This is a genomic window from Aeribacillus sp. FSL K6-1305 (assembly GCF_038050115.1).
Lineage (GTDB): Bacteria > Bacillota > Bacilli > Bacillales > Aeribacillaceae > Aeribacillus > Aeribacillus composti.
This window is the reverse complement of the sequence record NZ_JBBOQV010000002.1, coordinates 685001-701496: the sequence shown is the minus strand read 5'-3', so window position 1 is coordinate 701496 and position 16496 is coordinate 685001. Positions and strand designations below refer to the sequence as shown.

Annotated in this window: 15 protein-coding genes and 2 rRNA genes (1 of these 17 cut by a window edge); 1 reads left to right on the top strand and 16 read right to left on the bottom strand. The window is 39.8% G+C overall.

What is annotated here, in order from left to right; genetic code table 11:
• Positions 1 to 116 precede the first annotated feature (116 nt).
• From NST97_RS13125 to metG, 3 genes are all read right to left on the bottom strand, one after another.
• Positions 117 to 1304: a G5 and 3D domain-containing protein gene (locus NST97_RS13125; RefSeq protein WP_066247264.1), complete on the bottom strand. Its 1188-nt coding sequence runs from the start codon at positions 1302 to 1304 to the stop codon at positions 117 to 119.
• A gap of 235 nt (positions 1305 to 1539) precedes the next feature.
• On the bottom strand, positions 1540 to 2307 hold the full coding sequence (locus NST97_RS13120; RefSeq protein ID WP_063387590.1) for a TatD family hydrolase: 768 nt from the start codon (positions 2305 to 2307) through the stop codon (positions 1540 to 1542).
• 96 nt (positions 2308 to 2403) lie between these two features.
• On the bottom strand, positions 2404 to 4347 hold the full coding sequence (gene metG / locus NST97_RS13115; RefSeq protein ID WP_063387591.1) for a methionine--tRNA ligase: 1944 nt from the start codon (positions 4345 to 4347) through the stop codon (positions 2404 to 2406).
• A gap of 315 nt (positions 4348 to 4662) precedes the next feature.
• Between metG and NST97_RS13110 the strand changes: the two genes are divergently transcribed.
• Positions 4663 to 4947 carry an AbrB/MazE/SpoVT family DNA-binding domain-containing protein gene (locus tag NST97_RS13110; protein WP_063387592.1) on the top strand — a complete coding sequence of 95 codons (285 nt, stop codon included), beginning with the start codon at positions 4663 to 4665 and terminating at the stop codon, positions 4945 to 4947.
• Positions 4948 to 4978: 31 nt separating this feature from the next.
• Here NST97_RS13110 and rsmI read toward each other — a convergent pair whose 3' ends face one another.
• From rsmI to NST97_RS13045, 13 genes are all read right to left on the bottom strand, one after another.
• Entirely contained in the window at positions 4979 to 5854 is an 876-nt protein-coding gene (rsmI, locus tag NST97_RS13105) for a 16S rRNA (cytidine(1402)-2'-O)-methyltransferase (RefSeq protein ID WP_066247202.1), read from the bottom strand.
• A 48-nt stretch (positions 5855 to 5902) separates the two neighbouring features.
• On the bottom strand, positions 5903 to 6640 hold the full coding sequence (locus NST97_RS13100) for a tRNA1(Val) (adenine(37)-N6)-methyltransferase (RefSeq protein ID WP_066247199.1): 738 nt from the start codon (positions 6638 to 6640) through the stop codon (positions 5903 to 5905).
• A 72-nt stretch (positions 6641 to 6712) separates the two neighbouring features.
• Positions 6713 to 7078 carry a DNA replication initiation control protein YabA gene (gene yabA, locus NST97_RS13095; protein ID WP_063387595.1) on the bottom strand — a complete coding sequence of 122 codons (366 nt, stop codon included), beginning with the start codon at positions 7076 to 7078 and terminating at the stop codon, positions 6713 to 6715.
• A gap of 13 nt (positions 7079 to 7091) precedes the next feature.
• Complete coding sequence (locus tag NST97_RS13090; RefSeq protein WP_063387596.1) at positions 7092 to 7919, bottom strand: PSP1 domain-containing protein; 828 nt, start codon at positions 7917 to 7919, stop codon at positions 7092 to 7094.
• 2 nt (positions 7920 to 7921) lie between these two features.
• Positions 7922 to 8914, bottom strand: coding sequence for a DNA polymerase III subunit delta' (gene holB / locus NST97_RS13085; protein WP_063387597.1), 993 nt, complete (start codon positions 8912 to 8914; stop codon positions 7922 to 7924).
• 16 nt (positions 8915 to 8930) lie between these two features.
• Positions 8931 to 9371 (bottom strand): YaaR family protein, encoded by a 441-nt coding sequence (locus tag NST97_RS13080; RefSeq protein ID WP_063387598.1) that lies wholly within the window; start codon positions 9369 to 9371, stop codon positions 8931 to 8933.
• A 12-nt stretch (positions 9372 to 9383) separates the two neighbouring features.
• On the bottom strand, positions 9384 to 9713 hold the full coding sequence (locus NST97_RS13075; protein WP_063387599.1) for a cyclic-di-AMP receptor: 330 nt from the start codon (positions 9711 to 9713) through the stop codon (positions 9384 to 9386).
• Positions 9714 to 9822: 109 nt separating this feature from the next.
• Complete coding sequence (gene tmk / locus NST97_RS13070; protein WP_063387600.1) at positions 9823 to 10458, bottom strand: dTMP kinase; 636 nt, start codon at positions 10456 to 10458, stop codon at positions 9823 to 9825.
• Between the two features lie 5 nt (positions 10459 to 10463).
• Positions 10464 to 11903, bottom strand: coding sequence for an aminotransferase class I/II-fold pyridoxal phosphate-dependent enzyme (locus NST97_RS13065; RefSeq protein WP_340789313.1), 1440 nt, complete (start codon positions 11901 to 11903; stop codon positions 10464 to 10466).
• 300 nt (positions 11904 to 12203) lie between these two features.
• Positions 12204 to 13562 (bottom strand): transposase family protein, encoded by a 1359-nt coding sequence (locus tag NST97_RS13060; RefSeq protein ID WP_341343141.1) that lies wholly within the window; start codon positions 13560 to 13562, stop codon positions 12204 to 12206.
• A gap of 759 nt (positions 13563 to 14321) precedes the next feature.
• A complete protein-coding gene (locus NST97_RS13055; RefSeq protein WP_063387602.1) occupies positions 14322 to 14525 on the bottom strand; it encodes a sigma factor G inhibitor Gin in 204 nt (67 codons plus the stop codon).
• A 120-nt stretch (positions 14526 to 14645) separates the two neighbouring features.
• Positions 14646 to 14761: ribosomal RNA gene (gene rrf, locus NST97_RS13050) — 5S ribosomal RNA — on the bottom strand.
• A gap of 139 nt (positions 14762 to 14900) precedes the next feature.
• Positions 14901 to 16496, bottom strand: a 23S ribosomal RNA gene (locus NST97_RS13045); it runs 1338 nt beyond the window's last position.

Sequence of the window (16496 nt, the reverse complement as noted above, 5' to 3'; positions counted from 1 at the left end):
ACTTGAAACCTTTTTGTAATATTTGTCGTCAAATTGTATAAAAGGCTACTGATTTCCAATTATAACGTAAAAAAACAGAGGGTCGAAACCCTCTGTCAAAACAGCACTCGATAAAATTAACGTAAAACCCTTATTTTGACCTTTTTTCGACCCCATTGATATGCTTGAGACTTATTTGGGAAAAATACGTCAATTTTATTCCCGGAAATTGCTGAACCAGTATCGGCGGCAACTGCATATCCGTATCCTTCAACATACACCTTTGATCCGAGCGGAATGACAGACGGATCAACTGCGATTACCTTTGCATTTGGATTTGAGCGCAAATTGTACCCCGTTGCTGTTGTGCCTGAACAGCCATTGCAGGATGCTGTATATGCAGTAGCCGTCACATAAAATTCTTTAGACTTGCTGCCAGTTCCTCTTGAAGCTAGTGCAGGCTGCGAAGAAGCTTTTGTCCCGACAACAACAATTTTATCTTTGCTTTCCTTCGTTGTTACAGTTTTTATAAGCTTACGGGAAATTTCTTTTCCATTTTCCAAAATGACTTCAAACTGTTTTTGGCGTGTTCCTTTTTCGCCTTCTTGAATCACTTTTTTCGTTCCTTCAGCTAAATTTTTATCTGTACGTTGAACGATTTTAAATACAATTGGTTCTTCCACTACATCGGTGACTTTTTCTACTCTGGTAATTTCTACATTTGTGTTTTTATTTAACACTGTTGTTAGCCCAGGCTTTACTTTATCCATTGGATTCAATTTTACGTTATGTTCCTTTAAAAAGTCAGCGACAGTAGTCGAAGTAGACCAAATCTGTTGGTTTTTCCCACCAATATTTAAAGTGATAAGATGCGCTTTATTCACCTTTAGTTCCATGTTTTTTTCAATTTTTGCATCTAATGCTGGTAGAACTTCATCTTTTTCGGTAATGGAAATTTTTTGCTGCCTTAAAACATCTTCTACCGTATCAGCAGTTGTGAAAATCTTCCTTCGCTCATTGTCTACAATCAGCTGGACAGGTTTGGCATATTTTATCACTATATTCATGTTGTCTTGAATGTCCCGATGTTTCGCATGAGAAATATAATCATTAGCTTGTAATTTTATATCTAATTCTTTCAAAAGATCACTGACTTGGTCTGCATGGGTCCTTACTTCCTCTGTTTTCCCATCAATAGTGACTCTAACAGTATCTTTTGTTCCTTCATAGCCCCCATACGTTGCTCCTGTGCCAATTAAACATACACCGACTGCAGAAAGGACATACTTTTTTCTCTTGGAAAGGTTGGATACCATATTTTTCATGTTTTCAATCACGAAAACGCCTCCTTCTCCTCCGTGAGATTATATAGAGTATTTTTAAACCTGTCAACCCTCCTGCACTTTTCTCGTTTTTTGTAACTATTATCTTGAAGTTTGAACAAAAAGTGAAGAAAGACTTCTCGACACGTTTATCCTATGAGGAAAAGAAGACGTGTAGAACTTTTTTGAATCATTCTTTTTTCAGACAAGCTTGAACAAGCTTCGACAGAAATCTTTATCATGAAATGCCGAATAATTTTTTTCCATTTCTGGTTGTAATTTTTGCTATTTCTTCAAAGGTGAGTCCTTTCAGCTCTGCAATTTTTTCTGCGATATATTTGACATAGCTTGGTTCATTCCGTTTGCCACGGAATGGATGAGGGGTTAAATAAGGACAATCGGTTTCAATTAATAATCGGTCCAATGGAATTTCCGCAGCTACTTCTTTTGGTTTTTTTGCATTTTTAAATGTAACAGGACCGCCGAACGAAATATAGAAATTCATGTCCATACATTGCTTGGCAACCTCTAAGCTTCCGGAAAAGCAATGCATGACTCCGCCTACTTCCTTCGCATTTTCCTCTTTTAATATTTGAACAATGTCTGCAGTTGCTTCTCTGTTATGAATAATGATCGGCAGCTGTACTTCCTTTGCTAATGCAATTTGCTTGCGAAACACTTCTTTTTGCACATCCTTAGGTGATTTATCCCAATGATAATCCAGGCCCATTTCACCTAGTGCGACAACTTTCGGATGGCTGGAAAGCTCTCTTAACCAATCTAAATCGTGATCCGTCATATCAATGGCATCAACCGGATGCCAGCCGACAGCTGCATATATAAAGTCATACCTTTCAGAAAGCTCTATAGCCTTTGGAATTGTTTCGCGGTCAAAGCCGACAACAACGATAGTTTCCACTTTTTCTTGAAGTGCCCGGTCAATTACTTCGTTTAAATCCTCCTCAAATTGCACCGCATTTAAATGTGCATGAGTATCAAACAGCATATTTTGACATCCTTTCCAATCATTTTTTCCCTTTTTCGATAAAAGGGAAAGAGGTGTTCCACGTGAAACACCCCAAAAAAACAATCTTCGACAAATTTATTTGATTTTCGTTCCATTCGGTAAATCTGAATCGACGGTAGCAAGCGACAAGGTTCCGTTTTCTTCCCCTGCCAAAATCATTCCTTGCGACAATTCTCCACGCAATTTTACCGGTTTTAAATTTATTGCACAAATAACTTTTTTGCCGATTAATTGTTCAGGCTGATAATATTTAGCAATTCCAGAAACAACTTGGCGTTTTTCAGATCCTAAATCCAACTGAAGTTTTAACAGCTTGTCTGCTTTTTCTACTCTCTCCGCTTGAATAACCTCCGCCACGCGTAAATCCACTTTCATAAAATCATCAATTGTAATTTCATTCTCATCATCTGCTGTTTCTTTTTTAGCCTCAGGTGCCGATCCTTTCATCTGCTCTTTTATATAGTTCACTTCCTGTTCGATATCTAAACGCGGAAACAGCGGCTCTCCTTTTTGTACCCGAACCTCTTCCAGCTGTCCAAACTTATGAATGGATTCCCAATTTTTCAAATGATCGTCCTCTACACCTATTTGCGCAAAAATTTTATCCGGTGTTTTTGTTAAAAATGGTTTTAATAAAACGGCTATATGTCGAAGCGACTCAGCCAAATGATACATGACGGATGCAAGCTGATTTCTTTTTGACTCGTCTTTTGCCAGTACCCAAGGCTCCGTCTCATCAATGTATTTATTTGTCCGGCCAATAAATTGCCATAGGGCTGTCAGCGCAACGGAAAACTCCATTTTATCCATGGCTTCTTCGTACTTTTTAACTGTTTCGGTTCTGAATGAGCGAAGAGCCTCATCGTAAGGGGTTTCATCCGCTTGTTCTTTTTTTACAATGCCGTCAAAATATTTATCGATCATGGCCACCGTTCGGTTTAGTAAGTTTCCTAAGTCATTAGCTAAATCATAGTTAATGCGCTCCACAAAGCCTTCAGGAGTAAATACTCCGTCCGCTCCAAACGGAACTTCACGCAGCAAATAATAGCGCAAAGCATCAAGCCCATAACGGTCAATCAATGTAACTGGATCCACAACATTTCCTTTTGATTTAGACATTTTTCCGTCCTTCATTAACAGCCATCCATGTCCAAACACTTTTTTAGGAAGAGGCAGATCAAGCGCCATGAGCATAATCGGCCAGTATATCGTGTGAAAGCGGACAATCTCTTTCCCTACTAAATGAACATCTGCAGGCCAATATTTTTTAAATTTTTCTTCATTCTCGGTTCCGTAGCCGAGCGCCGTAATATAGTTTGTCAATGCGTCAATCCAAACATAAATAACATGTTTTGGATTACCAGGAACTTTAATGCCCCAGTCAAAAGTCGTCCGGGATACCGCCAAATCTTCCAGCCCAGGCTTTATAAAGTTATTGATCATTTCGTTTTTTCTTGATTCCGGCTGAATAAACTCTGGATTTTCTTCATAAAATTGCAGAAGCCTGTCGACATATTTGCTCATTTTAAAGAAATAAGACTCTTCTTTTACCTTCTCAACAGGGCGGCCGCAATCAGGGCAATTTCCGTCCACTAGCTGTCTTTCTGTAAAAAACGATTCACAAGGCGTACAGTACCATCCTTCATACTCATCTAAATAAATATCTCCCTGCTTTACTAGACGGTCGAAAATTTTTTCTACTACCTTCTTATGTCGCTCTTCAGTCGTTCTTATAAAATCATCATAGGAAATATCTAATTTTTTCCATAATTCTTTAATCCCTGAAACAATATCATCAACATACTTTTTAGGAGATACTCCTTTTTCCTCCGCTTTTCGCTGGATTTTTTGCCCATGCTCGTCAGTTCCCGTTAAATACATGACATCATAACCGCGAAGGCGTTTATATCTCGACATGGCATCGCCGGCTACCGTTGTATACGCATGACCGATATGTAATTTATCGCTCGGATAGTAAATGGGCGTCGTTAAATAAAATGTTTTTTTTCTGTTTTCCACAATATTAATCCTCCTTTGCCACTACATTACAGAAAAGCTCTCGTCAGTTGGACGAGAGCGACAAAACCAAGCATTGATTACATATTCTATGATACCATCATAGCCTGTTTTATCAAGAAAATATACATAATCTTTCATCATCTTATAAGATTTACACAGTTATTTAAATTGAACAGTATTTCGAATCAAAAGGATTGACGTTTATTGGAAAAACTGTTATTCTATTAATTGACAATCGCAAATGTCGAATAATGGCGAAAAAGGGAGTATATAGGCGATAAATCTTTATTTTACAAATGGGAGGAGACAAATTTTATGAAATCTACTGGAATTGTTCGTAAAGTTGATGAGTTGGGACGCGTAGTTATTCCGATTGAATTGCGCAGAACATTAGGAATTGCTGAAAAAGATGCTTTAGAAATTTATGTGGATGACGACCGCATCATTTTGAAAAAATATAAGCCTAGCATGACTTGTCAAGTAACTGGAGAAGTTTCTGATGATAACTTCCAGCTTGCAGGCGGAAAAATTGTTCTTAGCCGCGAAGGTGCAGAGCAAATTTTAAAAGAAATCCAAACCATTTTGGAATCTTCTAAATAAAAAGTTAAAAGTCCCTACTATTCAGGGACTTTTATTTCAAATGATACTCCTGATACACTTCCCGTTTTGGCAAATTTCGATCCAATGCGGCCAATTTGATCGCTTCTTTTGATGGATAGCCTTTTTCTATATAATGTTCAACATGTTCTTTAATCGTCCATTTACTCCACCATGTTTCTTTGTTATCATCGGGAGTATTTTCTTGACTGCCTTCAATGATTAAACAAAACTCCCCTTTGATTTCATGATTTTCCGCCCAATCTAATAGTTCATCAACTGTCCCCCTCACAAACTCCTCATACATTTTTGTTAACTCTCGAGCAACAGCTATTTTCCTATTGCCAAAAAATTCATGAATATCCTTTAACGTTTCAACGAGTCGATGAGGAGATTCATAAAGGATAATGGTTTCTTTCTTATTTTTTAATTGCTCCAATTGTTTTTTCTTTTCTTTTTTCTTGTGATGTAAAAATCCAAAAAAATAAAAAGGCTGAGGCGCAATTCCTGAAGCGATCAATGCCGTTAATGCAGCATTAGCCCCCGGAAGCGGTATAACCGGATAATGATGGTCTAAAACTAGCTGAACAAGCTCACTTCCTGGATCAGAAATGGTTGGCATGCCGGCATCGCTGACAAGTGCAACTTTTTTCCCCTCTTCAATCATTTTCATGATCTGTCTTCCACTCGAATTTTTATTATGTTCATGATAGCTGATGATGTTTGTATCAATATGATAATAATGACATAATTTTTTCGTTTGTCTCGTGTCCTCCGCTGCAATAACGTCACACTCTTTTAACACACGGATTGAACGGAACGTCATATCTTCTAAATTTCCGATCGGCGTCGGCACTAAATATAGTGCGCCCTTCTCTACATCTTCCGCATAGCTTTTTTGCTGCCACATCCCTATTCACCACCATAATTTATACATTCCGCTTTAGTCACATTTTATTTACCCGTACAATATTTTTTGAACTTCATCCGTATAATTGTTTTGATCATCGTAAACGATCAATGGGGGTAGAATTTTTAAATCAGGATTCCCATCTTTTATTCCTTCTACTAATAAAGTATTTGCTTCCTTTCCAAGCTTTGGATATACAAAGCGAATTCTTTTCGGTTCCACTCGATATTTTTTCATGAGTTCGATCATTTCTAAAAATCGTCCTGGACGATGGACAAAGGCAACTTTTCCCCCCGGCCTTACCAATTGGCTGCTTACACGTATAGCATCTTCAAGAGTGCATAATATTTCATGCCTTGCAATCGCAAAATATTCGTTTTTATTTAACTCTTCTTGTCCCGGCGTTTTGAAATAAGGGGGATTGCATGTTACAACATCGAACTTCCCATACCCAAGCTGTTTCGGCATGTCCAAAATGTCGCCGTGAATGATCTTTATTTGATGTTCAAGGTGATTATATTGGACAGATCTGACAGCCATATCAAACAGCCGCTTTTGTATTTCCACTCCTGTGATCGTTCCTTTTGTTCTTGTGCTTAATAAAAGTGGAATCACCCCGTTTCCTGTACAAAGGTCAATCAAATTCCCTTTTTGGATCGGGACATACACAAATTTTGCGAGAAGAACTGCATCGAGAGAAAATGCAAAAACTGAAGGACTTTGAATGATGCGCAAATCTTCCGCTAACAAATAATCCAGCCTTTCATCATCGTGCAAATATACCATGTAAATTTCCCTTTCTTGAGATTACTTACTCGTCCTAGTCATAAGAAAAGCCTCCTGAAAAGGAAGCTGCACTTACTTTTTATTTAAAAATGAGAGGCAGAACAGGCAATCTCCATCTTTCCTTACACTGCCATAATGCAGATTACAAATATGAAATCCTTCCTGATAAAGTCTTGCCAGGTTATCATACCCTTCGCCAATATCTATATGTCCAAGCTTTTTTTCCTTCTTCTTAGCGCTTTTCAATTCTTCTTGTTTCAAATTCATTTGATCAAAAGAAGACATTCGTTTGCGCAAGTGGTCGTTTTCCAATTTTAAATGTTGGTTTTCTTCAATTAATTCTCCTATATGCTGCTTTAATTCTCCTAATTGGCGGTACAAATAACCAATTTGTTCCTCCAGCAATGTCACAGCATCAAAAATTTCTTTTTTGTTCACTGGTTTTCCACCTCTAATCTGTGAACTCCATAGAAACAGCATCGTCTTGTATTAATTCTTCCCATGTGTATTCAACGACGCGATCGCGATTGATCAGTTCGACTTGCAGCACACGTTCTAAAATATTTAGTCCGACAACCTTTCCTGTTCCATTCGGAGTTTCTATAGTATCTCCAATATCCGGAAGTTGCTCTTTTGCTGTTTCATATTCATCATTCTCATATTTTAAGCAGCACATTAATCTTCCGCATAACCCCGAAATCTTTGTAGGATTCAAAGACAAATTTTGATCTTTCGCCATCTTAATCGAAACAGGCTCAAAATCCCCTAAAAATGTGGAGCAGCATAGCATTCTTCCACAGGGGCCGATTCCGCCAAGCATTTTCGCTTCGTCTCGCACCCCGATTTGTCGAAGTTCAATTCTCGTTTTAAAAATAGAGGCCAAATCTTTTACAAGCTCGCGAAAATCAATACGCCCGTCAGCAGTAAAGTAAAAAATGACTTTGTTGCGGTCAAATGTATACTCTACATCGACAAGCTTCATCTCTAAACCGTGTTCTTCTACTTTTTTTAAACAAATATCCATCGCTTCTTTTGCTGCCCTGTTGTTTTCTTGGACAATCATCCGATCCTTTTCATCAGCTTTCCGAATGACTTTCTTTAATGGAAGCACAATATCATGCTCTTCCACTTGTTTTTTGCTGACTACTACTTTTCCATATTCAATCCCTCTGATTGTTTCAACAATGACATAATCATCAAGCTGTATATCAAAACCATTTGGATCAAAATAATAAATTTTTCCCGCCTTTTTAAAGCGAACTCCTACAACATCATACAAGCTTATCCCTCCTGCAATGTTAAAACCAAATCTTCCATAAGAAGCTGCGGATTAACATTGAAATTTAACCGTTTTTTTGCATTCAAAATGGAGACGATTTGGTGTAAAACAGTTCGTTGGCCAAGCTTTAGCCCTTGCTGTTTTAACATTGGCAATATATCTAAATAAACAACGTCATCTTCATTTCCGATTTGAATTGATAATAAATCTTTATATAAAAATAGGAGAAAATCCAGTCCCATTTCCATTTGCTCTTTATCTGCAAAAAAAGGCACCCAATGATTATGAATAAAAAGCAATGCATGGTCGGGACGGGAGTCCAATACTTCATATAATTTTATCACTTTGGTTCTTGCTTCCGCAAACCAATCGTCACGGCTAAGTGAAAATGCTTCTTCAATATTATTGGTAACTTGACTGACGAGGGCAGCTATATGACTTGGAGTTCCTTTTTTCTCAAGTTCCTGCTGAATCATTTTTGGGGGAATGGGTTGGAAGGTTAATATTTGGCATCTAGAAAGAATTGTCGGCAACACTCGATGAACTTGATTTGTTATTAATATTGCCATTGTTCCTTCCGTCGGTTCCTCCAAAAATTTCAATAAACTGTTGGCCGCATTGACAGTCATCTGGTCGCATCCAGATATGATATAAAGCTTCCGGTTCGATTCAACGCCCGTTTTTGCAAATTCCTTCTGCAATGCTTCTATTTGTTCTTTTTTGATTGATAAGCCATCAGGCTCTATAAAGTGAAGATCAGGATGATTTCCGCTCTCAACTCTCTTGCAGTTTGAACATTGTCCGCACGGTTTATAATTTTTCTCCAAATGCTCGCAAAAATAACTTTTTGCAGTTAAAAAAGCAGCATCCTTTTTTCCTGTGCCCTTTTTCCCTTGAAATAAATAGGCGTGGGCCAATCTATTTTTCTTAAAAGAATTTTGTATTATTTTCAATACTTTTGGCTGAAGTTTTTCGAGTTCTTCCCATGTTTTCATTTATTGTACCACTCACTTACGTATATAAATTCACGATCAGCCCTTTTATTTCCCCTATTTTCCCTAAAATGTTTACGGCATCTTTTTCTTTATTTAAAATTTCTTCGGTCAATTCCACCAGCTTTTGGTCAATTTGGGAAACGATTTTTAAATTCCGTCTGTTCCCATAAAAATCCCAGCTCTTTGATTCTTTGACACCCATTCCGAATTCAATCGTTTCACGAATAAGCCGCTTTACTAATCTTTTAAACTTAGACAAATCATGCATATTTCTCGATTTACTTAGACGTTCTCCGGCTTCCTCCAGTTCATTTAAAAGCTGTTTCCATTGTTCTTCATGGAGCTTGGATTCATGCTTTTCAACCATTTGAGAAAATATTTTAGATCTGTTTTGTGTTCCGTTCTGTTCAATTGTTTGTTTAGGCAGTATTGTTCTTAAATCTTCATTTACTTTCATTTGCTCTCACCTTTAAAATTGATGAAATTGTTCAACTGGAAGGACAAAAACAGTTGCACCGCCAACCTCAATTTCAAGCGGATAGGGAACGTAAGAGTCGGTATTCCCGCCTATCGGTGAAACTGGAGCAACAAGCTGTTGGCGAGACTGGCAGTTCGTTTTAATGATATCGAGCGCTTTTTGCACACGAATGTCTTCTGTCCCAATAATAAAAGTAGTGTTGCCGGACTTTAAAAATCCCCCGGTGCTTGCAAGCTTTGTCACACGAAAGTTATGTTCCGTCAGGGCTTTTAATAAGCGGTTGCTATCTTGATCCTGGACAACAGCCATAATCAATTTCATACGGAAAAGCCTCCTTATTGATAAAAACGGAAAAGCAGGACATCTTGCCAGGACATTTTGCAGCGAATATCAATTTTTCTTCATTATATCAAGCTTGAGAACGATATGACTACAATGTTTCCTTCCAAAATAAGTCCAATGCACTCTCCGCTTCAAAAAAAACTTTTTCTAAAGGCTGATCTGCATTGATCACTTTTATTCTATTCGGAAACATTTCAATGATTTTCTTGTATCCTTCATAAACCTTTTGATGGAAATCCAATTTTTCCAAGTCAAGTCGATTGATTTCTCGATTTTGATTGCTAGTTATTCTTGCTAATCCTTTTTCCGGCAAAATATCAAAAAACAGCGTAAGATTGGGCATCATGCCGGTTATTGCAAATTGATTTATTTCAAGCACCTCTTGAATCCCGAGACCTCTTGCATACCCTTGATAGGCTAAAGAACTGTCAACGAATCGATCGCAAAGTACAATTTTTCCTTTATGAAGAGCGGGAATTACTTTTTCGACTAAATGCTGTCTTCTCGCGGCAGCATAAAGAAGCGCCTCGGTCCTTGCATCCATCTCTGTATGTTCTTTATGAAGAATAATTTCCCGAATTTTCTCGCTGATGACAATACCGCCTGGCTCGCGCGTCACGACAACGTCTTTTCCTTCTTTTTCTAACTTTTTTTCAAGCTTTTTAATAATTGTCGTTTTCCCCGCTCCTTCAGGTCCTTCAAACGTAATAAAAATTCCTTTCATTAAGATCACCTTTTCCTGAAAATAGAAATAAGGCCTTCTGCTAATTTCTTTCCTCCTTGAAAATTAGCACGCAGCTCCATTAACCTTTTCAACGCTTCAATTTGATTTTTTGTAATTTTTTCTCCTCTCATCAAAAGCGGTATTCCCGGCGGATAAGGAATAATCATTTCAGCAGAGATCTCTCCTATCGCTTCTTCTAATGATACAAATGTTTTTGTACTGTTTTCCATTGCCTCGTAAGAAATAGATAGCTGGCTGATTTCGTCTATTTGTACTTCCTTCTGAAGACCCCATTCCATCTTGCTTGTTTGGGTATTTTTTAATATGTCATTGACTTTCGAAAAGTGTCCAGTATCTTGAAACTCTTTAGCAAACGGAAGCACAAACAAAACATTTAGAGGATCGGCAAGCTCAGGATAAATACGTGCTTTTTCAAAAAGCTCCATTAAATCATAACCTGACATGGCATTTTGTGAACGAATTGTCAGCTTTAAAGGATCAACAGCCACAAAAGGATCCTTCGAAGACACTATATCGATATAGTCAAGCTGTTGAAAGATCTCCACATATTTATGCAAAGTTTGATTCAATTCCTCTTCCTTCGTTAACATATCCTCGACATACGCTCTTGCTAAATCAAGTGAGGCCATAATCAAATAAGACGGACTGCTTGTTTGCAGCATATGTATATAATGGCTAATTTTTTCCTCATTCACCAATTTGCTGTTTACATGCAAAAATGCTCCCATTGTCATAGCAGGCAATGTTTTATGGGCAGATTGTACGACAACATCTGCACCAACCGAAACAGCTGATTTCGGAAACGAAGAACTTGCGATCAAATGAGCCCCATGAGCTTCATCGACTAATACCGGAACACGGCGGGAATGAGCAAATTGAATAAGTTCATTTAATTTTGTATATGTTAAACCGTAATAGGTAGGGCTTGTCAAAATGATCGCTTTTACTTGAGGATATTTTTGAAAAGCTTTCTTTACCGTTTCAACTGGTACATAAGAAGGCACTTGAAAACCTTCATCGAACTTGGGAGATAAAAAAACAGGCTTTGCACCGGCCAGCTCTAATCCATGCATCACTGATTTATGACTATTTCGTTGAACGAATACGACATCCCCCTTTTGGCAATTAGCAAGAATCATTGCCAAGTTTCCGACCGTTGAACCATTCACTAAAAAATATGTTGACGATACTCCATATAATTCTGCTGCAAGCTGCTGCGCCTCTTTAATGATCCCTTCTGGCGCATATAAATCATCTAAATTAGCAATCTCAGTCAAATCCAGCTGAAGCGTTTGGCGAAAATGCGGAAACTGATTTGGATCATAAAGAATCCCGTTTTTATGACCAGGTACATGAAACGAAAGAGGATTTAACTGACAATGTTGAATTAAAGCATTATACAACGGAGTACGAATTTTTCCCATCTGCTTTCATCGCCCTTTTCTATTTGCTGCATAATTTCATTATAACAAATCGAGTAGGAGGGAGCGATTAACTCCCGTCCTCTCCAGCTATGAAGAGTAAATTTATCAATTTCTGGTAGTATTGTGGAAATACGACTTATTCACAATTGGTAAAATTTTCCAGTTAAATTTATTTACAAAAAGGGTCAAAAAGAACCAATTTTGCTTATTTTTTTAAAAAATGTGGATAACTTATTTTTGTTTGTTGTGGATAACTTTTTTTCTTTGCCAAACATCACATCCTTTGGTACAATTAATTCGCTAGGTAAACCTAATTTGCATAGGTTTTCCCAGTTGTGCGATATCCTCGTCTGTTAGTGTTTGCCCACGGAAGGCTTCTAACAATCGCGAGGATATTTCTTTTATCGTTTTCTTCATGCTTCTCAATATTTTTGACCCATGCTCATGTAACACCATGATAATCTCTGTAATTTGGGTTAATAGGTAGTGATTTTTCATGGCATTGTAATCTTGGCTGCTTGCGTGTTCAATGTGGTAGCGCAGGTTTTTTTGTCTGTTAAACCCCTCATTCTCTATTCTCCAGCGGCTTCTGCCAGCGTTCATCAGTTTCTTTGCATTGTTTTTTGTGATTTTTATATCTGTGATAAAGGTAAATTTTTGTTTTCTTTTTTCATCTTCTAATTCGCATTCGAAAACATTCACCCCAAAGCCTCTGTAATCAATATCGTTCACCCAGGTGATTTCCCCTCGCTGTTCGCTTTCACGTATCTTTACCACATTGGCTTTCTTGCCTTCCTCCTCTTCCATATTTTTTAACGCTTGAAACTCATCGGTGATGCTTTTAATACGATCTTCCTTAAAACGGAATAAGTAGTTCCAATTATTCGCCTTGCATTGTTTAAATACATTTTCGCAGGCATAAAGACTATCGGCAATCAGACAGATAGGCAGTTTTTTAAAGGTGTCTTTCAGTCTAGCAGTCAGTCGATAAAAAGCATTCAACTCACAATCTTGCTTTTCCACGTCCTCTGATTCATTTTCAATAAACTCGGAGGCCACACTTAGTACCATATTTCCCACAATTAACTTGGCTTCCAAGACATGATGCATGTAGATGGTCTTTATTTTTTCTTCACCCGTTTCCTTGTCTATGTATTTGCGCTCCCGTTTCAGGCAGTGTTCACAATGTTTTTTGTCAAAAGTAAAAATACCGGTCCCATCTATGGCAATACCCCAGTATTTCCCGTTGATACGATAGGATTCAAAACACCTCTTTTTGAATAATTTCTTGATCATATCGATTCGGATCCTTTCAAGTTCTGCCGGGTTCACTCGTGCCAAAAAATCATTGATTGTGTCATAATGGGGCAGTTCTTCCAAATCTTCATTCCCCAACAATTTCCCCAAATTTTTAATGCACTCTTCCTTATTAAATTCGTTTGTCATTTCGCGCATACTTTTTAAGTTGCATGCATTTTTCAAAATAACCATCATCAAAAGGACTTCCGTGTCATAGGTGATATAGCTTTGGTGCCTTGGATCATCAACATCTTTAAGTAATTTGTTCAAATTTTTAAAAAAGTGATTTTGCGTTTTTAGCAACTCGAATAAATAATTTACCTCTTTTTCCATTTCACGCTTTTCTTTCCTCGTTACCATAAAAAAATCCCCCCAAATGCCAATATATTAGGTTTTTTATATACCCTTATTATCACATATTTGGCAAAGTTTGGGTGGAATTATCTCGAAGAATTTTTACTCTTCAGGGCTGCGTCCTCTCACACCACCGTACGTACGGTTCCGTATACGGCGGTTCAATTAAGATAATTGACGCAAGTCTTTATAACTTCCGTGAATAGCTGTTCTCTTTATGCCAGTGGTCACTCCACCCTCCAAGAGATCTCCCACGGGATTCACCGCTTCCTCCCTCAAGTGAGGTACTACGTTTTCTGTGTTCATCATGACTCACTGAATGCCAAGGGCTATTCTCTCTTAATTGTTCGGTCCTTCTTAGTTGTTCTAGACCAACTAATACTATGACCTCTGCTGACTTCTGACTGTTCAGCTATCTATCACTAGATAGGTTACCAAGGTTACTTGGCGTGCCAGCCAGACCTCCCCGGGTAAGAGTGTAATCTTTCCTTCCATCCATCTGCTTCATTTACTCTGTATCACCTTCGGCAGAAAGGGCTTTGTTTTGTCTTGCAAACTCACCCAGTGATACCTAGCCTCATATGAAGTTCGTGTTCCGAGAGACCCAAAGTTTGCCGCTCGCTTCCTTCAGATTCCGCGTCACCACGGACACCCTTGCGTTAAGCTAACTGCTACTTCTGCCTTCGCAGCTCGGGACTTTCACCCTATAGATTACACCCATGCCGGGCGCACAAAGAAAAACTTGACCATCTGTTTATAGCCAAGTTAAGAATAAATTTTGGAAGCTGCCGCTTTTTTTAATTGTTCAACAAAATATTGATATTTCCGGTCACTCGTATCAGTCTGCACCATGTCCTTTTCACAATCTGTGCAAATAAAACTTGAATATAAATGAATGCCTTTCTCTTTTTGCTTATCACAGATCACACACGTTTCCCCAATTATTTCACTCTGTTGACTGTAAGTCATTCCTTCTCCACCTCCACCTTCATTATGTCCAAAATAAATATAATCTATGCAATTTTTGGAATTTTTTATTTATTTTCATATAAAAAAAGAGCAGCATCGATCGCCGCTCTTTTTCTTTTTGCCTGGCAGCGTCCTACTCTCGCAAGGGACAAACCCTCACTACCATCGGCGCTGAAGAGCTTAACTTCCGTGTTCGGGATGGAAACGGGTGTGACCTCTTCGCCATTGCCACCAAGCAAATTATTGTATTCATTTGTTCCATTCAGTTCGATGGACAACTATTATTATAACTTTTTGATCACAGTTGTCAACACTTTTTTGAATATCATTCTTTCAAAACTAGATAACGGTTCCTTCACGAATAGATGCTCCTACTTGGTTAAGTCCTCGATCGATTAGTATCCGTCAGCTCCACGTGTCACCACGCTTCCACCTCGGACCTATCTACCTCGTCATCTTCAAGGGATCTTACTCGCTTTTCGCGATGGGAAATCTCATCTTGAGGGGGGCTTCACGCTTAGATGCTTTCAGCGCTTATCCCTTCCGCACATAGCTACCCAGCGGTGCCCCTGGCGGGACAACTGGTACACCAGCGGTGCGTCCATCCCGGTCCTCTCGTACTAAGGACAGCTCCTCTCAAATTTCCTGCGCCCGCGACGGATAGGGACCGAACTGTCTCACGACGTTCTGAACCCAGCTCGCGTACCGCTTTAATGGGCGAACAGCCCAACCCTTGGGACCGACTACAGCCCCAGGATGCGATGAGCCGACATCGAGGTGCCAAACCTCCCCGTCGATGTGGACTCTTGGGGGAGATCAGCCTGTTATCCCCGGGGTAGCTTTTATCCGTTGAGCGATGGCCCTTCCATGCGGAACCACCGGATCACTAAGCCCGACTTTCGTCCCTGCTCGACTTGTAGGTCTCGCAGTCAAGCTCCCTTCTGCCTTTGCACTCTCCGAATGATTTCCAACCATTCTGAGGGAACCTTTGGGCGCCTCCGTTACCTTTTAGGAGGCGACCGCCCCAGTCAAACTGCCCACCTGACACTGTCTCCCGCCCCGATCAGGGGCGCGGGTTAGAATGTCAGTACAGCCAGGGTAGTATCCCACCGTCGCCTCAGCGCAAGCTGGCGCTCACGCGTCTCTGGCTCCTACCTATCCTGTACAAGCTGTACCCACATTCAATATCAGGCTGCAGTAAAGCTCCACGGGGTCTTTCCGTCCTGTCGCGGGTAACCTGCATCTTCACAGGTACTATAATTTCACCGAGTCTCTCGTTGAGACAGTGCCCAGATCGTTACGCCTTTCGTGCGGGTCGGAACTTACCCGACAAGGAATTTCGCTACCTTAGGACCGTTATAGTTACGGCCGCCGTTTACTGGGGCTTCGGTTCGCACCTTCAGCTACAGCTTAAGCGCTCCCCTTAACCTTCCAGCACCGGGCAGGCGTCAGCCCCTATACTTCACCTTACGGTTTCGCAGAGACCTGTGTTTTTGCTAAACAGTCGCCTGGGCCTTTTCACTGCGGCTCATCATGGCTTATCACCTTGATGAGCACCCCTTCTCCCGAAGTTACGGGGTCATTTTGCCGAGTTCCTTAACGAGAGTTCTCTCGCTCACCTTAGGATTCTCTCCTCGCCTACCTGTGTCGGTTTGCGGTACGGGCACCTCTCACCTCGCTAGAGGCTTTTCTTGGCAGTGTGGAATCGGGAACTTCGGTACTTCCTTTCCCTCGCCATCACAGCTCAAGCACACGGCAAGCGGATTTGCCTGCTTGCCAGCCCTAACTGCTTGGACGCGCACATCCAGCCGCGCGCTTGCCCTATCCTCCTGCGTCCCCCCATTGCTCAAACGGTGAGGAGGTGGTACAGGAATATCAACCTGTTGTCCATCACCTACGCCTTTCGGCCTCGGCTTAGGTCCCGACTAACCCTGAGCGGACGAGCCTTCCTCAGGAAACCTTAGGCTTTCG